18 protein-coding genes and 5 tRNA genes are annotated in these 19,066 nt (G+C 40.2%); 9 read left to right on the top strand and 14 right to left on the bottom strand.

Annotation, left to right across the window (positions count from 1 at the left end):
- Window positions 1–25 precede the first annotated feature (25 nt).
- The 7 genes from HEMROJRC1_RS06115 to HEMROJRC1_RS06085 all read right to left on the bottom strand — a co-directional run bounded on the left by HEMROJRC1_RS06115 (window position 26) and on the right by HEMROJRC1_RS06085 (window position 8,679).
- Complete coding sequence (locus HEMROJRC1_RS06115) at window positions 26–313, bottom strand: DUF1294 domain-containing protein (protein WP_226692093.1); 288 nt, start codon at window positions 311–313, stop codon at window positions 26–28.
- Window positions 310–1,575 carry a serine hydroxymethyltransferase gene (gene glyA / locus HEMROJRC1_RS06110; protein ID WP_226692092.1) on the bottom strand — a complete coding sequence of 422 codons (1,266 nt, stop codon included), beginning with the start codon at window positions 1,573–1,575 and terminating at the stop codon, window positions 310–312. Before glyA ends, HEMROJRC1_RS06115 begins: the two co-directional genes overlap by 4 nt.
- A gap of 126 nt (window positions 1,576–1,701) precedes the next feature.
- Window positions 1,702–3,003 (bottom strand): phosphoribosylamine--glycine ligase, encoded by a 1,302-nt coding sequence (gene purD, locus HEMROJRC1_RS06105; RefSeq protein WP_226692091.1) that lies wholly within the window; start codon window positions 3,001–3,003, stop codon window positions 1,702–1,704.
- A gap of 17 nt (window positions 3,004–3,020) precedes the next feature.
- Complete coding sequence (locus HEMROJRC1_RS06100; protein ID WP_226692090.1) at window positions 3,021–4,607, bottom strand: phosphoethanolamine transferase; 1,587 nt, start codon at window positions 4,605–4,607, stop codon at window positions 3,021–3,023.
- An 89-nt stretch (window positions 4,608–4,696) separates the two neighbouring features.
- Window positions 4,697–6,295 carry a bifunctional phosphoribosylaminoimidazolecarboxamide formyltransferase/IMP cyclohydrolase gene (gene purH / locus HEMROJRC1_RS06095; RefSeq protein ID WP_226692089.1) on the bottom strand — a complete coding sequence of 533 codons (1,599 nt, stop codon included), beginning with the start codon at window positions 6,293–6,295 and terminating at the stop codon, window positions 4,697–4,699.
- A gap of 130 nt (window positions 6,296–6,425) precedes the next feature.
- A complete protein-coding gene (locus HEMROJRC1_RS06090) occupies window positions 6,426–6,827 on the bottom strand; it encodes a DoxX family protein (protein WP_226692088.1) in 402 nt (133 codons plus the stop codon).
- A gap of 112 nt (window positions 6,828–6,939) precedes the next feature.
- Window positions 6,940–8,679 (bottom strand): protein-disulfide reductase DsbD, encoded by a 1,740-nt coding sequence (locus HEMROJRC1_RS06085; protein ID WP_226692087.1) that lies wholly within the window; start codon window positions 8,677–8,679, stop codon window positions 6,940–6,942.
- 181 nt (window positions 8,680–8,860) lie between these two features.
- On the opposite strand from HEMROJRC1_RS06085, the gene arcA reads away from it, so the two are divergent.
- Window positions 8,861–9,577: a two-component system response regulator ArcA gene (gene arcA, locus HEMROJRC1_RS06080; protein ID WP_226692086.1), complete on the top strand. Its 717-nt coding sequence runs from the start codon at window positions 8,861–8,863 to the stop codon at window positions 9,575–9,577.
- Between the two features lie 124 nt (window positions 9,578–9,701).
- The gene (smpB, locus tag HEMROJRC1_RS06075; RefSeq protein ID WP_226692085.1) at window positions 9,702–10,184 is read left to right on the top strand and encodes an SsrA-binding protein SmpB; all 483 of its coding nucleotides are present in this window, start codon (window positions 9,702–9,704) and stop codon (window positions 10,182–10,184) included.
- 64 nt (window positions 10,185–10,248) lie between these two features.
- On the opposite strand, the gene cgtA is transcribed toward smpB, so the two are convergent.
- The 4 genes from cgtA to rplU form a co-directional block, all read right to left on the bottom strand.
- Window positions 10,249–11,421: an Obg family GTPase CgtA gene (gene cgtA, locus HEMROJRC1_RS06070; protein WP_226692084.1), complete on the bottom strand. Its 1,173-nt coding sequence runs from the start codon at window positions 11,419–11,421 to the stop codon at window positions 10,249–10,251.
- 33 nt (window positions 11,422–11,454) lie between these two features.
- A complete protein-coding gene (locus tag HEMROJRC1_RS06065; RefSeq protein WP_226692083.1) occupies window positions 11,455–12,378 on the bottom strand; it encodes a DMT family transporter in 924 nt (307 codons plus the stop codon).
- A 156-nt stretch (window positions 12,379–12,534) separates the two neighbouring features.
- Window positions 12,535–12,792: a 50S ribosomal protein L27 gene (gene rpmA, locus HEMROJRC1_RS06060; protein ID WP_077462617.1), complete on the bottom strand. Its 258-nt coding sequence runs from the start codon at window positions 12,790–12,792 to the stop codon at window positions 12,535–12,537.
- Window positions 12,793–12,812: 20 nt separating this feature from the next.
- Window positions 12,813–13,124 carry a 50S ribosomal protein L21 gene (gene rplU / locus HEMROJRC1_RS06055; protein WP_194813084.1) on the bottom strand — a complete coding sequence of 104 codons (312 nt, stop codon included), beginning with the start codon at window positions 13,122–13,124 and terminating at the stop codon, window positions 12,813–12,815.
- A 216-nt stretch (window positions 13,125–13,340) separates the two neighbouring features.
- Here rplU and ispB point away from each other — a divergent pair, with 216 nt between their 5' ends.
- The 3 genes from ispB (at window position 13,341) to psiE (ending at window position 15,624) form a co-directional block, all read left to right on the top strand.
- Window positions 13,341–14,330 carry an octaprenyl diphosphate synthase gene (gene ispB / locus HEMROJRC1_RS06050; RefSeq protein ID WP_226692082.1) on the top strand — a complete coding sequence of 330 codons (990 nt, stop codon included), beginning with the start codon at window positions 13,341–13,343 and terminating at the stop codon, window positions 14,328–14,330.
- Between the two features lie 55 nt (window positions 14,331–14,385).
- On the top strand, window positions 14,386–15,117 hold the full coding sequence (locus tag HEMROJRC1_RS06045; protein WP_226692081.1) for an epoxyqueuosine reductase QueH: 732 nt from the start codon (window positions 14,386–14,388) through the stop codon (window positions 15,115–15,117).
- A 90-nt stretch (window positions 15,118–15,207) separates the two neighbouring features.
- Complete coding sequence (psiE, locus tag HEMROJRC1_RS06040; protein ID WP_226692080.1) at window positions 15,208–15,624, top strand: phosphate-starvation-inducible protein PsiE; 417 nt, start codon at window positions 15,208–15,210, stop codon at window positions 15,622–15,624.
- Window positions 15,625–15,666: 42 nt separating this feature from the next.
- On the opposite strand, the gene HEMROJRC1_RS06035 is transcribed toward psiE, so the two are convergent.
- Window positions 15,667–15,742, bottom strand: a tRNA-Ala gene (locus HEMROJRC1_RS06035).
- A gap of 77 nt (window positions 15,743–15,819) precedes the next feature.
- Window positions 15,820–17,262: a glutamate--tRNA ligase gene (gene gltX, locus HEMROJRC1_RS06030; protein WP_226692079.1), complete on the bottom strand. Its 1,443-nt coding sequence runs from the start codon at window positions 17,260–17,262 to the stop codon at window positions 15,820–15,822.
- Between the two features lie 171 nt (window positions 17,263–17,433).
- On the opposite strand from gltX, the gene HEMROJRC1_RS06025 reads away from it, so the two are divergent.
- The 4 genes from HEMROJRC1_RS06025 to HEMROJRC1_RS06010 all read left to right on the top strand — a co-directional run bounded on the left by HEMROJRC1_RS06025 (window position 17,434) and on the right by HEMROJRC1_RS06010 (window position 17,888).
- Window positions 17,434–17,509: transfer RNA gene (locus HEMROJRC1_RS06025), tRNA-Val, on the top strand.
- 38 nt (window positions 17,510–17,547) lie between these two features.
- Window positions 17,548–17,623: transfer RNA gene (locus HEMROJRC1_RS06020), tRNA-Val, on the top strand.
- Between the two features lie 59 nt (window positions 17,624–17,682).
- Window positions 17,683–17,758, top strand: a tRNA-Val gene (locus tag HEMROJRC1_RS06015).
- A gap of 54 nt (window positions 17,759–17,812) precedes the next feature.
- Window positions 17,813–17,888, top strand: a tRNA-Val gene (locus HEMROJRC1_RS06010).
- 97 nt (window positions 17,889–17,985) lie between these two features.
- On the opposite strand, the gene HEMROJRC1_RS06005 is transcribed toward HEMROJRC1_RS06010, so the two are convergent.
- Window positions 17,986–18,978, bottom strand: coding sequence for an amidohydrolase family protein (locus tag HEMROJRC1_RS06005; protein WP_226692078.1), 993 nt, complete (start codon window positions 18,976–18,978; stop codon window positions 17,986–17,988).
- Window positions 18,979–19,066: the final 88 nt, after the last annotated feature.

The following is a 19,066-nucleotide window of genomic DNA, read 5'->3' as shown; positions in this document are numbered from 1 at the left end:
GTGCAGCTACAAATAATGAGAAAACCTACCGCACTTTATACCAATAAAGCAGTAAATAAGGTAATCCCACCACCCAAAGGAATGCGCAGGCGACGACGGCGAATTTAAAGGTGAAATGTTTCGTTTTATGACGAAATCGCTGCATAGCACAATGCGCCCCCATAAACCCACCAAGAAAAATCAAGAGGAAAAAGGTATTTTCCGAAATACGCCACTTATGCCGTATGGCGAGCATTTTATCTTTCCATACCAAAAAATAAGCGGCGATATTCACCGCCGCTAACCATATCATTAATACCCAAAAAATTATCATGCGGAGTAAACAGGAAGGCGTTTACAAATCGCTAAGACTTTTTCTTTGGTTGTTGCGATCACTTGTTCTTCATTTTCTTTACCAAGCGCATCTAATACATCACACATCCAGCCTGCTAGTTCACGGCAATCTTGCTCGGTAAATCCGCGGCGCGTTACCGAAGGTGTGCCTACACGAATACCGGAAGTCACAAATGGTTTTTGCGGATCATTCGGTACGGAGTTTTTATTCACCGTGATATTCGCTTTGCCTAATGCCGCATCTGCCGCTTTACCGGTCAGACCTTGTTTGATAAAACTAACTAAGAACAAGTGGTTTTCAGTACCGTTTGACACAACATCAAAACCACGTTGTTTGAACACCTCCACCATCGCTTTCGCATTCTTAATCACATTGGCTTGATAAACTTTATATTCAGGCTCTAATGCTTCTTTAAAGCAAACGGCTTTCGCTGCAATAATGTGAACTAACGGACCACCTTGATTTGCCGGGAACACGGAAGATTGAAGTTTTTTGTAAATTTCCTCATCACCACAAGAGGAAAGGATTAAACCACCACGAGGCCCGCCTAAGGTTTTATGTGTAGTTGTGGTTACCACGTGTGCATGTGGTAACGGATTTGGATATAGCCCTGCTGCGATCAACCCTGCCACGTGTGCCATATCTACGAATAAATATGCACCCACTTCATCCGCAATTTCACGCATTTTAGCCCAATCTACCACTTGTGAATAAGCAGAGAAACCTGCCACGATCATTTTGGGTTTGCATTCTAATGCTTTTTGACGAACATCTTCATAATCAATTAAACCATCAGCTGTGATACCGTATAACACAGAATTATAAATTTTACCGGAGAAGCTCACTTTCGCACCGTGAGTTAAATGCCCACCGTGTGCCAAATCCATTCCTAAGATCGTATCGCCGGCATTAATTAACGCACCGTACACCGCTGCGTTCGCCTGTGAACCCGAATGCGGTTGCACGTTTGCGTAATCCGCTCCAAACAATTCTTTTGCACGATCAATCGCAAGCTGCTCCACAATGTCCGCATACTCACAACCGCCGTAATAACGCTTACCCGGATAGCCTTCCGCATATTTATTGGTAAATTGTGAACCTTGCGCTTCCATCACACGTGGACTGGCATAGTTTTCAGAAGCAATTAATTCAATATGTTCTTCTTGGCGGCAATTTTCATCTAAAATCGCCTGCCATAATACCGGATCATAATCGGCAATCGTCATTTTTTTACTAAACATCGTGTTCTCCTGTTAATGTGATCTGTAGGTGGGCAGTTTACCCGTTTATGGATTAAAGTTTAATCAAAATTAAGTTCATAATTTTCATTTTAATTATGAACTTAATTCATTATTATCGAATCAATATCATTTTCGGTTATTTTGTTGCTCACGTACAACGGCACGATAACCAATATCTCGACGGTAAAATCTACCTTTCCATTGGATTTGTTCAGCGAGGGCAAAGGCTTGCTGTTGTGCCTCAAATACGGAATTTCCTAGTGCCGTGGCACAAAGGACACGTCCACCGTTAGTGAGTAATTTCCCCTCTTTGTGTTCAACACCGGCTAAAAAAACTTTTTGATTTTTGACCGCACTTTCTGTTGGAATTCCTGTGATTTCATCGCCTTTACGATAATCGGCAGGATAGCCTTCCGCTGCTAATACGATACCTAATGCAGCTTGTTCGCACCATTGAGATTTTTTGCTATCTAATTTGCCATCACAAGCGGCAAGGCAGAGTTCCACTAGATCAGATTGTAAACGCATCATAATCGGCTGAGTTTCAGGATCGCCAAAACGGCAGTTAAATTCGATCACTTTCGGCTGACCGTTTGGCATAATCATTAAACCTGCATAGAGAAAACCTGTGTAAGTGTTTCCTTCTGCGGCCATTCCATTGACGGTTGGATAAATCACTTCTTGCATTATGCGTCGATGAATATCGGGTGTTACCACAGGAGCGGGGGAATAAGCTCCCATTCCCCCTGTATTTAAGCCCGTGTCATTTTCGCCCACACGTTTATGATCTTGGCTGGTTGCCATTGGCTCAACATTTTTGCCATCCACCATCACGATAAAACTGGCTTCTTCACCGTCTAAAAATTCTTCAATCACAACACGGCTCCCTGCTTCGCCAAAGGCATTGCCTGATAGCATATCACGTACGGCTTCTTCCGCCTCTTGTAATGTCATCGCAACAATAACGCCTTTTCCTGCCGCCAATCCGTCGGCTTTCACCACAATTGGTGCACCTTTTTCACGCAGATAAGCTAGTGCTGGTTCGATTTCTGTAAAGTTTTGATATTCAGCCGTAGGAATTTGATGACGAGCTAAGAAATCTTTGGTAAAGGCTTTAGAACCTTCAAGTTGAGCGGCCGCTTGAGTCGGGCCAAAAATTTTAAGTCCTGCCGCACGGAAAGCATCGACCACACCAATGACTAAAGGTGCTTCAGGGCCGACAATGGTTAAACCGATTTGATTCTCTTGAGCAAATTTAACTAAAGCTGAAACATCTGTTGCTGAAATAGCCACATTTTCTACTTTAGCCTCTAATGCCGTACCTGCATTGCCGGGAGCAACAAAAACTTTATCGGCTAATGGTGATTGAGCGGCTTTCCAGGCCAAGGCGTGTTCACGTCCGCCGTTTCCAATAATTAAAATGTTCATTGTTATTTCCTAAATTATTACTTTTGATTTGGAAGAATAAATTGTTTTATTCCATTATTTATTTTTAAATAACCTGCGTCCCCAGTCAAAACATTACTATTTACAACCGCATTATAGCAGGATTGTATATCCATTTTATAACCCATTGTTTGAATCAAAAAAGTGGCAATCTGATTATGTGAAGAAATTTCACACTTATTAAACTCATTAATAATTTTCTGATGTAGCTTAGGATTATTTGAATAAACTACTAATGGAACAATATAATTATCCTCATCAAATGTTCCTGGACGATTACCATCTGGCAATACTTTTTGTCCATGATCTGAAATATAAATTAAGAGATAATTTCCTTGATTAGTTTGTTTTTTCAAATATTCAAATACAGTTTGATAAAACTGATCAAATTTTAAAATCGTATTATCATATTTATCAATTGTTGTTTTTTCACCAAATGGTTTATCATTTTCATCTAAATAATAACCATAGGGAAGGTGGGAACCTCTGTGATGTAAAACAATAAAATTTTTATTATTTGTTAAATCAAAGTGCGGTAAAAAATCTAATAATTTTTCATCAGCCATTCCCTCTTTCTTTTTATAGCCTAATTGAGTAGGAAATTTTTGTTCATCAATCCAAGCCTGACCTAAAAAATTCATCATTGCCATTTCATCTTCCGGCTGAGCTGAATAAAAGTAGGTTTTATATCTCCGCTCTTTTGCTAAACGAAATAAATTTGTATTACCTTTTAATATTTGTTCCAGTCCATTTGGATAAGGAATTGCGTTAAAAAAGCTAGGCAATGCAACGGCTGTGAATAATCCTGAAGAATAAGTAGGTTTAATAAGAACTTGATCTTTTATTTTATTTAGATAAGGTGTTGTCTCTCGTTCATATCCTAATACATTTAAATGGCTTGCTGCAACACTTTCTCCAACAATTAAAATAATATTATCAATTTCAGGTACGCTTACAATTTCCGGTTTATCTTTATGATATAGCGGAATATCGCTTAGTGAAAATATTTCATAGGGTAAAACTCTTCCTAGAAAATATCCTGTAGATAAGTAGCCAACTTTCACTCTAGAATAACCAGGATTAGGAGAAATATAGTGTTCTAATGTACTTGTACGAAAAGCCCGTACAGAAATATAAATAATTAAAGAGAAAAATAAGAAATCGGCTGTAGGTGATTTTTTATGTTTATTAAAAAATAAAATTGAAAGAAATATTAAAATTTCAAGGAAACTAAACAAAAAATGAGGAAGAATATCTTGAATCATTGATATTCCTGCATTTTTTACTTCAGTAAATTCCTTTAGGAAAAGGAACATATTCACACCATTTAACCAACTTTGGTATACCTGATAATGAACTGAATTCCCCATAATACTCAAAGTGAAAAAAGTGGCAATTAAGAACTTTGTGAGTTTATATTTTGAAAAATAAAAAATACTAACAATGGCTAAAATAAAGAAATAGGTTTCAACATACTTATCTAAGTCAGCAGTATTAAAAATCTTGCGATATAAGATTTCTGTACAAAATAAAATCAAAGAAAATATTAATGGATAAAAAATCCTATTTAAAACATTCTTAAACATTGGATTCCTCTAAAATAAATAATTGGTAATAAATTTTAAGATAAAGAGAATAAATGAGGGGCAGATATGCTGCCCCATGATTATACCAATTAATGACGGAAATGACGCATTCCCGTTAATACCATTACCATATTATGCTCATCGGCAGCGTCGATCACTTCTTGATCACGCATTGAACCACCCGGGTGAATCACACATTGGATACCGACCTTCGCTGCTGCATCAATGCCATCGCGGAATGGGAAAAACGCATCAGATGCCATTACACAGCCAGCCACTTCTAAGCCTTCGTCTTGAGCTTTAATCCCTGCAATTTTAGCGGAATAAACACGGCTCATTTGCCCTGCTCCAATGCCGATAGTTTGATTATTTTTGGCATAAACAATAGCGTTAGATTTCACAAATTTTGCCACTTTCCAACAAAATAATAAGTCTTGTAATTCCTGTTCCGTCGGCTGGCGTTTGCTGACAACTTTTAAGTCCCCCAAATCCACCATGCCTAAATCCGCATCTTGGACCAACAAGCCACCGTTCACACGTTTAAAATCTAAACGTTGAGTACGTTGTTGCCATTCGCCGCATTCAAGTAAGCGAACATTTTTCTTTTTCGCAATCACATTAGCGGCTTGTTTACTGACTTTCGGAGCGATAATCACTTCGACAAATTGGCGTTCTACAATTTCATTTGCGGTTTGTTCGTCTAACTCACGATTAAAGGCAATAATGCCACCAAAGGCAGAGGTTGGATCGGTTTGATAAGCACGGTTATAGGCTTCTAAAATATCTTTACCCAGTGCTACACCGCACGGATTAGCGTGCTTGACGATCACGCAAGCAGGTTCGCTAAATTCTTTTACGCATTCAAGGGCGGCATCAGTGTCGGCGATATTATTATAAGAAAGGGCTTTACCTTGTAATTGTTTAGCCGTGGAAACGCAAGCTTCTTGTACATTTTGTTCAACATAAAATGCTGCATTTTGGTGAGCATTTTCACCGTAACGCATCGTTTGTTTACGAATAAAGTTAAGATTAAAAGTCCGTGGAAATTGACCGCACTTCGCATTTGCATCTTCTTCGTCAGCCGTATAATAAGGCTTCACGAGCTTACCGAAATAATTGGCGATCATTGAATCATATTGAGCAGTATGTTCAAAGGCTTTAATAGCAAGATCAAAGCGGGTTTCTAAAGTAAGACTATTTTGGTGTTGATCCATTTCAGCAAGAATTGCGTTGAAATCATTATTATTTACCACAATCGCAACATCTTTATGGTTTTTCGCCGCAGAACGCACCATTGTCGGACCGCCAATATCAATATTTTCCACCGCATCTTCTAATGTGCAATTGGGTTTAGCCACGGTTGCGGCAAAAGGATATAAATTCACTACCACCATATCAATACCGTCAATGCCGTGTTGTTGCATAACGGCATCATCCGTACCACGGCGACCTAAAATACCACCATGAACTTTAGGATGTAAGGTTTTTACACGACCGTCCATCATTTCAGGGAAACCGGTATAATCAGACACTTCAGTAACCGGTAAACCGTTTTGTTCTAAGAGTTTTGCCGTACCGCCGGTAGAAAGTAATTTCACCCCTCTTTGAACCAACCCTTGGGCAAATTCTACAATTCCTGTTTTATCTGAAACGCTTAATAAAGCCTGACGAATAGGACGATCTGTCATTAAATTTTTTCCTTGATTAATAATTAAAATAAGCGGGCGCATTATAACGCAAACGGTTGCGTAAATATAGAAAAGATTGAAAAAGAAAAGCCCACTCAAAGTGGGCGATAAGATTGTAAATTTTACCAAATTAGTTTTTCTTAAATTTGTTATCCAATGCAAAGGCCCCTGCGCCCGCAAAAACAAAATAGAAGAATACAACGGAGTAAAGTAACGCAAGCTCCCCTCCATTGGCGAGAGGGAAGAATAAATTCCCTTGCGCTGCATGCATAAAGAAATAAGCGTATGCCATTTGACCGGATAAGAGAAATGCCGCCGGACGGGTAAATAAGCCTAAAAGAACCAAAATACCACCTACGATTTCAACGATTCCACCGACAATCATCAAAGGCGCATCTACCGCACCATTACCGCCGGTCATCGAAATAGGAAACTCCCAAAACTTTGCCGTGCCGTGTAAGATAAACATATAAGCGGCAACGATACGCAATAAAGCTAAACCATAAGGACGAAATTTTTCAAGATTGTTCATAATGCTTTCCTTTTAAAAGAAGAGTTAAAAAAACGCATTGATCATAATCCTTAACATTTGGTTAAACAATAACAATATTTGAAAAAGACTTTCTACTTTGCGTTGAAAATCATTATTTAAGGTTTAATTTATTGATCCAAGTTAAAAAGTTTTCAGCATCCATAAAACCGCTAACCCGACTACCTGAAATTTCATTTCCCATTCGATCTAAAAATAAAATCGTTGGCAAACCAAGAACCTGATAACGTTCCATTATCGCTTTATTTTCAGTGCTATTTTTTGTCATATCCACTTGCAGTAATAAAAGGTTTCCGAAAGCATTTTGCACCTTTTCATCACTAAAAGTGTATTTTTCAAATTCTTTACAGGCCACGCACCAATCTGCATACAAATCTAACATCGCAATCGAATGAGGATTCTGTGAAAGCACTTCATCTAATTCTTGTAAATTTTGGATACGCTGAAATTTAACCTGCGAAACTTCCGTATTATTGACCGCACTTTGTGCGCCGGATTGGTTCTGCCACACGAAGTTTTGTAACGGTTGAACGGCGATCATCGCACAACCAAAAGCGAAAATTTTCATCACATAACCCATACCGCTTTTTGGCATTTGTAAGGCGAACCAGATGAAGAAAGCCGTTGCTAATAATGCCCATAGGCGTGGCTCCCAAACTTCCGGCAAAATACGTGAAAGCAAGAATACCGGTAAAGCTAACATAACAAAACCGAAACTTTGTTTAACCGTGTTCATCCACGCCCCTGATTTCGGTAAAATTTTGTTTCCGAATAACGTAATTAACATTAACGGAATCCCCATCCCTAAGGCGAGTAAATACAAGGTGAGCGCACCGGTAACCAAATCGCCGCTTTGCGCTACATATAACAATGCACCGGAAAGCGGGGCTGAAGTACAAGGTGAAGCGACGAGTCCTGCAATCATTCCCATTAAAAACGCCCCGCCGAAAGCACCTGAGCTCTGTTTTTGGCTTAAGGCATTTAATTTGGTTTGCAAAGAAGCGGGAAGTTGTAAAGTAAATACGCCGAACATCGACAACGCCAAAAGCGCAAATAAGAGAGAAAGCGCAATCATTACATAAGGGTGTTGCAGCGCAATTTGAAAAGGTAAACCGATTGCGGCGACAGCCAGTCCCAGTAAGGTGTAAGTCAATGCCATACCTTGCACATAAAGGAAACTTAAAGAAAAAGCACGCACCATATTCGGACGATTTTGCTGCCCGATAACAATCGCAGAGAGCAATGGCAGCATTGGCAACACGCAAGGTGTGAAAGCAAGCCCTAACCCCAACAAGAAAAAGCCCAATACCGCATATTTACTTTTGAATAATCCTTCCGCCAAACGATCTTGTTCTGCCTGAAGTGCGGTTGTTTTTTTCACTATTTTTTCTTCAAAATCAGCAATCGGTAAATCAGCAACGCGCAGAAATTTCGTTTCAGGAGGATAGCAGAATCCCTCGGTACAGCCTTGGTAAGAAATCTCTATATGCTGATCCGCAGCAAATTCCTTCCCGGAAAAATAAGCGTCTAAAGGTTGAGTAAATACTTTTACTTCACCAAAATAAGGATCTTGATGAGTCTCCGATTGCTGACCGAAATTTACGAAAAGTAATTGAGATTCCCCCTCTTTTCTTGCCTCAATCTTATCTTGGTAAAGATAATAACCTTTTACCGTATCCCAACGAATATGAAGCTGCGTTTTATCGGTAGAAATTTCAGCAGAAAGCGGAAAGGCTTCATCGACGTTTAAAAAAGAAGATTTGTTATCAAATAACCCTGCTTGGCTAGAAAGTGCGGTCAATATGAGGCTAAAAAAAAGAAGATAATTTTTCATAGATTAAGGAGATGAGTTTTCGTGGTGGGATCTTAACACAAAGCAAATCAAAAACCCAAAAGTATGATTTAGATCATAAAAAATGGAAAGATCTCGGAAATAATTATACTTTTCCATTGTTGCAACTATGTTACAAAGCTAAAATATCCGTTGTTACCGAAGTAAGTAAAAGGATTGGAAAATGGCAGCACCACAAATTCTCATTGTTGAAGATGAAGCCGTTACCCGTAATATATTAAAAGGCATTTTTGAAGGGGAAGGCTATACCGTTCTTGAAGCGCAAGACGGCACGGAAATGCATCAAATTTTGAACGATAATGCTGTTAATCTTGTCGTAATGGACATTAATCTTCCGGGTAAAAATGGGCTTTTATTAGCGCGGGAATTACGTGAATATGCCAATCTACCGCTTATTTTTCTAACGGGACGAGATAATGAAGTTGATAAAATTTTAGGCTTAGAAATCGGTGCGGACGATTACCTTACCAAGCCGTTTAACCCTCGAGAATTAACTATTCGCGCACGCAATTTATTACATCGCACAATGTTACAACACGAAAAAGAAAACATTGGTCACGAACGTGATTTTTATCGTTTCAACGGCTGGACGCTAGATTTGAATAGCCATAATTTAATTACTCCTGAGGGGGAAGAATTCAAACTTCCGCGCAGTGAATTTCGTGCAATGGTGCATTTCTGTGAAAATCCGGGAAAATTACAAACCCGTGAAGAATTACTAAAAAGAATGACCGGTCGTGAACTAAAACCGCAAGATCGCACGGTGGATGTAACCATTCGCCGTATTCGTAAACATTTCGAAGATCATCCTAACACGCCGGAAATAATTGCAACGGTTCACGGAGAAGGTTATCGTTTTTGCGGTGAACTGGAATCATAAAAAAATCCTATAAAATCTAAAAGGGCTGAATATCCGGCCCTTTATTTTTTCTTTATTTGCCTCAATTTTGCGATCAAAGCACATATTCGGTAAAATCGGCAAAAATTTAAAAACAGAGAAAATTATGACAAAGAAAAAACTCAAACCGGGTTCAAACACTATCGCTTTGAATAAACGAGCCCGACATGATTATTTTATTGAAGATGAAATAGAGGCGGGACTTGAACTGCAAGGTTGGGAAGTAAAATCTATGCGTGCAGGCAAAACCAATATTAGTGATAGCTATATTATCTTTAAAAACGGAGAAGCCTATTTATTCGGTGCAACAATTCAACCGTTAAGTTTAGCCTCAACACACGTTGTGTGCGATCCCACCCGCACCCGTAAATTATTATTGAATAAGCGGGAATTAGAATCCCTTTTCGGCAAATCAAGTCGAGACGGTTTTACCATTGTGGCGCTCGCGCTTTATTGGAAAGGTGCTTGGGCAAAAATTAAAGTGGGCTTGGCAAAAGGTAAAAAACAACACGACAAACGAGATGATATTAAAGATCGTGAATGGAAAGTGGCGAAAGAACGCATTATGAAAAATGCACGTCGTGGATAATTCCAAGAAGAAAAAGTGCGGTCGGATTTATACTAAAATCTGACCGCACTTTTGTTAGAAAGGATTATGGCTTATAAATAAATTCTATTTCCTCATCATCTTCCTCTGTCCAATCGTCATCCCAATCATCTTCGTCATCGAATTGATGTTCTGCCAATTGTTCTTGGTGATAATCTTCCCACTTGAATTTCACTTCTTCCGGTGAAACCTGTTGCTCCTCCATTTCACGTGGGTGCGCTTCAATAAAATCCATAATATCGCGACATAATACCGGTACATTTTTACCTGTTGCGGCAGAAATAAGGTAGTAATCCTCATTCCAACCTAAGCTTTCAGCGATTTCTTTAGCCCGCTCATCGGCTTCTTCATCGCTCATCGTGTCAATTTTATTGAATACCAACCAACGCGGTTTTTCAGCCAATTTCTCGCTATATTGAAATAGTTCTGATTCAATAATAGCGATATTATCTGCCGGATCAGAATCATCAATCGGTTGAATATCCACAAGGTGAATTAATACGCGGCAACGTTCTAAGTGTTTCAAGAAACGAATACCTAAGCCGGCACCATCTGCCGCTCCTTCAATTAAACCGGGAATATCGGCAACCACAAAACTGTGTGCCTCATCCACCTTCACCACGCCTAAGCTTGGCACTAAAGTTGTAAACGGATAATCCGCTACTTTAGGTTTCGCCGCTGAAATAGCTCGAATAAACGTGGATTTTCCGGCATTCGGTAATCCAAGCATCCCTACATCGGCAAGTAACATTAATTCTAACAACAAATCACGTTTTTCACCCGGTGTGCCCATGGTTTTTTGCCGTGGTGCACGGTTTACGGAGGATTTAAAGCGGGTATTGCCCAAACCATGGTATCCCCCTTTTGCCACTAGCATTTTTTGTCCGTGTTTAATTAAATCACCTAAAATTTCTTTGGTATCGTTATCAATCGCTCTTGTTCCAACCGGCACTTGCAAAATAATATCTTTACCACGGCGACCTGTACAATCAGAACTACGTCCGTTCTCACCACGTTCGGCAGCAAAACGTTTGTTAAAACGGTAGTCAATCAATGTGTTGAGATTTTCATCCGCTATTAAATAGACATCTCCGCCATCTCCTCCGTCTCCGCCGTCAGGCCCTCCCTTTGGAATAAATTTTTCACGGCGAAAGCTTACACAACCGTTTCCGCCATCTCCGGCTTCTACACGAATGAGGGATTCATCAATAAATTTCATTAAAATTCTCCAAAATCGAACCGCACTTTTATGCTATTTCACATTGCGCGATGATAATAATTTATGTCCAATTGCGGATAAAATTGCCCCGCATACTACAATAAACGCCCCAATATAGCTAACAGTATTTAATTCAGGTACGGCAAAATACTCGGGGCTAAAAAAATGTGCAAGATGAGAAAATAAAATCGTGAAAAGCGGTACAAGTGTTACCACCACGCTCACTTTTGAGACATCCCAGCGATTCAACGCTTCAGCATAAGCTCCATAGCCAATTAGGGTATTCAAGCAGCAATAAATAAAACAGGCAAATGCAAAAGGGGTTAATGCTTGTACTTGTGAAAATTCAGCCATTGGAGTGAACACGATAGCGCAACCGAAATACATCATTAATAAGATTTGCTGTGAGCTAAATTTGCGTAACATTAATTTTTGCGCCATACCATATGCAACCCACACTAAGGCCGCACTGACACTTAATATTACACCGATGGAATATCGGTTCAGCCCATTGAATACATCGAAACGATCATTAAAGAACAGCCCTAAACCGATTAATAAAAGCAAGATCCCGATCTTTTGGTGCAATCCTAGTTTTTCTTTGAAAATAAAGACACCACAAACCAGCATTCCAAAGGAGGACAAATGAATGAAAATTTGTGCAACCGAGGGATCGATATAATTAAGCGAACTGCTAAATAATAAAAAATTTCCTGCAAGCCCTAGCACACCGATAATGACCAGCCAGCCATATTGACCGATTTTAGCTAATTCCGGCAATTTCTTTTTATAAGCAAGCAATAACAACAATGCAAGAGTTGCAACAACAAAACGATACCAAACAATAGTCTGTGCGCTCATCGCCGAAAGAACCTGTTTCAGTGCTAAAGGCAAAGATCCCCATGCCATCACGGTAATTAAAGCAAAAATGAAGCCTAATAATGGTTGCTGTTTCATACTTTCTTCCTTGTGTTTGCTGCTATTCACAATAAGTTTATGCGAATTGCAAATGGTTATACATTAGATCCTAAAGCTGCAGAACGCAAGAATGATCCAAAAAAAATAAAACGCCCCACAAAATTTGTAGGGCGTTTCACTCAAATAGGTTTTAAATTACTCAGTAATAATACTTACGTATTTACGGCTTTTTTCACCTTTTACTTCAAATTTAACTTTACCGTCCGCCGTTGCAAATAGGGTGTGATCTTTACCCATACCTACATTGCTTCCAGCGTGGAATTTAGTACCACGTTGACGAACAATAATGCTACCAGCTAATACAGACTCGCCACCGAAACGTTTAACACCAAGGCGTTTAGCTTCAGAATCGCGACCGTTACGAGTTGAACCACCAGCTTTTTTAGTTGCCATCTACTTGATCTCCTCTGAAATTATGCTTGAATCCCAGTGATTTTCACTTCTGTGAACCACTGACGATGACCTTGTTGTTTACGGCTGTGTTTACGACGACGGAATTTAACGATTTTTACTTTCTCGCCACGACCTTGTGCAACCACTTCAGCCACTACTTTCGCACCGGCAACTACCGGCGCACCAATTTTAACATCTTCACCATTAACGACCATCAACACTGAATCAAACTCAACTGTTGAGCCAGTTGCAAGTTCAAGTTTTTCTAAACGAACAACTTGTCCTTCGCTGACACGGTGTTGTTTACCGCCACTTTGGAAAACTGCGTACATAAATACTCCGCTTAACTGTGCTTTTCTGCACTTTGCAGTCCGCACTTCAAAATTCATATAAAATAGGTCGCAAATTCTACGGAAAAAACGATCCCATAGCAAGGGTTTATTTGTAATAAAATAAAAAAATTCCCTTTTCCGGCAGTTTGATTTCAGAAAGCCCGAAAATTCAGTTAAAATGCACCGCACTTTTACCTTAGAAGCCTATCAAAAGAGATGAAAAAACAAGATTTAATGGATATGCAATCTATTCAGCAATTGGTTGATCCGGATATGCAGAAAGTGAATCAAAATATTCTTACTCAATTAAATTCCGATGTAGCATTAATAAGCCAACTCGGTTTCTATATTGTACAAGGCGGCGGAAAAAGGATCCGTCCTTTGATCGCAATACTTGCCGCACGATCCTTAGGGTTTGAAGGATCGCAAACGATCACTTGTGCAACTTTTGTCGAATTTATTCACACCGCATCTCTATTGCATGATGATGTCGTTGATGAATCCGATATGCGCCGTGGCCGTGCTACCGCCAATGCTGAATTTGGTAATGCTGCAAGCGTATTAGTCGGTGATTTTATTTATACGCGGGCATTTCAGTTGGTTGCGCAATTGGAATCTTTAAAAATCCTACGCATTATGGCGGATGCGACCAATGTATTGGCGGAAGGTGAAGTCCAACAATTAATGAACGTCAATGATCCTGAAACCAGTGAAGCGAATTATATGCGTGTCATTTATAGCAAAACCGCACGTTTATTTGAGGTTGCAGGACAAGCTGCGGCAATTGTTGCCGGCGCAACAGAAGCGCAAGAGAAAGCTTTACAAGATTACGGACGTTATCTCGGCACCGCATTCCAACTGGTGGACGATGTATTGGATTATAGCGCAAACGCCCAAGCACTCGGAAAAAATGTGGGCGATGATTTGGCGGAAGGAAAACCGACACTTCCTTTATTGCACGCAATGCACCATGGAAATGAGCAGCAAGCGACACTTATCCGTGAAGCCATTGAACAAGGCGGTAAACGAGAAGCGATTGATGAAGTGCTTGCCATTATGGCAGAGCATAAATCGTTGGACTATTCTATGGCACGGGCAAAACAAGAAGCGCAAAAAGCCGTTGATGCAATTGCTATTTTGCCGGAAAGCGAATACAAACAGGCATTGATTTCTTTAGCTTACTTATCCGTAGATAGAACCTATTAACTTTTAATACAACATTCACATTTTAGGACAATCTTTCACCATTATTATTAACGTTATGAATAACACCGAAAACTCAACGCAAAGTGCGGTCAATTTCCAGCCCAAAATACGCAAGCAAAAAGTGCGTAAAGATCCTAACGCACCTTTTATTCGTGAAAAATTAACCTTACCCGACGGACACAATAAACTACTTCTTCACTCTTGCTGTGCGCCTTGCTCCGGTGAAGTGATGGAAGCCATTCTTGCCTCCGGCATTAACTTCACTATTTATTTCTACAATCCGAATATTCATCCGTTAAAAGAATATTTAATTCGTAAGGAAGAAAACATTCGCTTCGCTCAAAAGTTTGGCATTCCCTTTATTGATGCGGATTATGATCGACAAAATTGGTTCGATCGCGCGAAAGGTATGGAATGGGAGCCGGAACGTGGCATTCGTTGCACGATGTGTTTCGATATGCGTTTTGAAAAAGCGGCAGAATATGCTCACGAACATGGCTTTCCGGTTTTCACAAGTTGTCTTGGCATCTCCCGTTGGAAAGATATGAATCAAATCAACGGCTGCGGACACCGTGCAGCAGAAAAATATGATGACGTGATTTATTGGGATTACAATTGGCGCAAAGAAGGCGGTTCACAACGAATGATCGAAATCAGCAAGCGCGAACGTTTTTATCAACAAGAATATTGCGGCTGTGTTTATTCATTACGTGATAGCAACAAATGGCGTGAAGAAACCGGTCGTCAAAAAATTGAAATAGGAAAACTATATTATACTCCGGATTAAAACTCGGTAAAAAATAACCGCACTTTCCAAGAAATACCGATGATCGTATCGGTATTTTTTTATTGAAGATAAGCAGAAGGAGAATAAACAATGGAAGAAAATCAAATGGAAAAATTTCCAAGTATCGTAACAAACATACTTAAAATCGTACTCAGCACCGCATTGATCGCTTTAGCAATTGTACTTATTATTGCTTTAGCAAAAATTACTTATTCTCTTGCCTTGATGGTGATAAATCCTTCGACTGTCGTGCCTTATGCCTTAGCAGAACAGGCTGTGATGTTTTTCTTATACTTCGGATTCATCGGCTTAATTGTACAATATTTTAAAAGCGGCTATCACTTTCCTTTGCGCTACTTTATCTATTCAGGGATCACCGCAATGCTACGCTTTATTATTGTTATGCACGAAAGTGCGCTGGATACGATTTTATTCGCCGGAGCAATCCTCATTATGGTGATAGCGCTTTGCTTGATACTTTATTCCGATAAATTACGAAACATCTAGAAAAGGAAAACGCACTGTATTTACAGTGCGTTTTAAATTTGTTGGTGGAGATAATCGGGATCGAACCGACGACCTCTTGAATGCCATTCAAGCGCTCTCCCAACTGAGCTATATCCCCAAAAGCGGTGCTATCTTAAATTTTGCTGCTACTGCTGTCAATATGAAATTATCTTGAAAAGATCAGACGATTAAATATTAAGCATTTTGCGACTTAATAAAATCGATCGCACGTTGAATACGGGCAAGTACACGTTCACGACCAATGCCGACCAAAGTCACATCCATTGACGGCGACTGACCCGAACCGGTAACGGCCACACGTAACGGCATACCGACTTTCCCCATTCCTACTTCAAGCTCGGCAGCAGCTTGTTCAATCGCTTCGTGAGTAGAATGTAAATCCCAAGCGGAAAGTGCGGTCAATTTTTCTTTTACTTTTTCAAGGGCTTCAACGGCTGCACCTTTAAAATGTTTTTTCACGGCCGCTTCGTCAAAAGTATCAAATTCTTCAAAGAAATAACGGCTTGCTGCTGCCATTTCTTTTAGGGTTTTGCAACGTTCGGCAAGCATTGTTACGATTTCGGTCAACGCAGGTCCGTTGCTCGTATCAATACCTTGATCCTTATAATGCCATTCAAGGTGTTTCGCCACATATTCCGGCGGTAATTCACGAATATAGTGATGGTTTAACCACAAGAGTTTATCGGTATTAAACGCACTTGCCGATTTACTTACGTGATCAAGCTCAAAATATTTAATCATCTCTTCACGGCTAAAAATTTCCTGATCACCATGTCCCCAGCCTAAACGCACAAGGTAATTAACGAGTGCTTCCGGCAAGTAACCTTCATCACGATATTGCATCACACTCACCGCGCCATGACGTTTTGAGAGTTTTTGACCGTCATCACCGTTGATCATTGAAACATGCGCATAAGTCGGAATCGGCGCACCGATGGCTTTTAGGATATTAATTTGACGAGGCGTATTATTAATATGATCTTCACCGCGTACTACATGAGTAATACCCATATCCCAGTCATCCACCACGACACAGAAATTATAGGTTGGTGAACCGTCCGTGCGGCGAATAATGAGATCATCCAATTCACTGTTGCTAATTTCAATGCGTCCCCGCACGGCATCATCAAATACGACCGAGCCTTCCGTCGGATTTTTAAAGCGAACGACATGGGGTTCATTCGGTGAATGGCTATGATCGTGTAAACAATGGCGATCATAACGTGGTTTTTCTTTATTTTGTTCTTGTGTATGACGAAGTGCTTCCAAACGTTCTTTAGAACAGTAACAGCGATATGCCAAACCTTGTTCAAGCATTTCATCAATAACTTGGTTGTAGCGCTCAAAACGTTCGGTTTGGTAATAAGGCCCGTGCTCCCAAGCAAGGTTTAACCATTCCATTCCTTCTAAAATCGCAGCCGTGGCTTCCGGCGTAGAACGTTCCAAATCGGTATCTTCAATGCGCAATACAAATTCGCCGTGATTATGTTTTGCGAATAACCAAGAATAAAGCGCAGTGCGCGCTCCACCTACGTGTAAATAACCGGTAGGGCTAGGAGCAAAACGGGTACGCACTTTCACATTCGGATCTAAATCAAAAGGAGCTGCTAATTTCATTTTCTAACCTATCTATAATCAAAATATCGCCCGCTATTCTACTACGACTGCATTCACATCTAAATAAGAAAGCTGCTTTTTATGCTTATTTTTACAACAATTAATCGCTTTTTTATAAAAAATGATTGACTGAAAATGCATTATCCCTATAATGCCAACCCACAACATTAAGGGCGATTAGCTCAGTTGGGAGAGCACCTCCCTTACAAGGAGGGGGTCACTGGTTCGAGACCGGTATCGCCCACCACTATCCAAGGTACTTAATGTTGTAAAGTTTGACCAAGCGGGCGATTAGCTCAGTTGGGAGAGCACCTCCCTTACAAGGAGGGGGTCACTGGTTCGAGACCGGTATCGCCCACCACTTCTCTAAAGTGTTCTTTCCGCTCAAACTTTCCCTTTTATTTAAACGCTATCTTAAGTGGGCGATTAGCTCAGTTGGGAGAGCACCTCCCTTACAAGGAGGGGGTCACTGGTTCGAGACCGGTATCGCCCACCACTTAATTAAGTGTTTAGATAAACCGAGGATTTAAGATTTAGTCTTAATATTATCGGGCGATTAGCTCAGTTGGGAGAGCACCTCCCTTACAAGGAGGGGGTCACTGGTTCGAAACCGGTATCGCCCACCACTTCACCTAATCTCTTTTTAAACGTTTTATTTTTAGGCAATAAAAAACGATCATAAAACATTTCATTTTATGACCGCTCTTTTTTAACGGACTTTAGTTAAATCGGCTCTAACCCTAATACTTTACGCCCATTAATACTTGCAATATCCACCATTGCATCTAAATGAGGAAAACGACAACCTGCCGCAAGCAAGCTCAATTCCTGCCATAAATCACCTTCGCAAAGCGGCACCATATAATCGCAGATATTATCCGTCCCTAAAGCCACCGTAATCCCTTCCGGAATCATTTCATCCGCTGGTGTTAAAGCGTTATGGAACGGCATTAGATCTTCTTTTCGATTACTATCAATCCATGCCATTGGACAAGCAATCATCATCATTTTTGCTTTACGCATTTTTTCATAAAGTTGATAGCGATATTCTTTGGAATGAGATCCGATAGAAATCCCGTGAATCCCGACAACACGCCCTTCCATACCATGTTCAATGGTTTTATCACATAATTGCTCGGTTTCCTTTTCACTTGGATTATTAAACTGATCCACATGCACGTGACACATAATGCCAAGAGATTTTGCCTTATCCAACAAAATATCCATCGCGTCTAAACCTCTCCCATAATCCAGTTCATCGCGATATGGCAAACCGCCTATCATATCCACCATTTCTGAACCGATATCGAACCATTTACGGGCGGTAGGTTCAATCACGCCTTTTAAGGTTTGATTGGCAAATTTTAAAATAATGTCGTGTTTATAAACTTCACGTGCTTTGTGAGCGGCGATAATTGCCCGATCTTCACAAATCGGATCAATATCGACAAAGGTGCCGAAAGCCGTTACACCTTGGGAAATCATCAACTCGATAGACTGGCAAAATCGTGCATAATAATCATCAACACTGGAAGTGCGTTTTACTTCATCGACCAAATCCCATTTTTGTTGCAAATTGCTACTATGATAAATACCGATTTTTTCCGGCGTCATCGTAAAGGCGCGATCGGCGTGGGCGTGGGCATTTACCCAACCGCCTTTTTTGATGATCTCATCGCGAATATAGGTTTTAAAACTACGAACGTGGCTTTTCATACAAACTCCATAAAAAAGAATGAGGATAAAAAGACGAGAAGCGTATTAATTGAAAGGCACGACAAGCGTGGCGAGAAGCATAGTGATA

The organism is Rodentibacter sp. JRC1 (assembly GCF_020521555.1).
Classification (GTDB): Bacteria; Pseudomonadota; Gammaproteobacteria; order Enterobacterales; family Pasteurellaceae; genus Rodentibacter; species Rodentibacter abscessus.
This window is presented reverse-complemented; position numbering and strand designations above follow the sequence as displayed.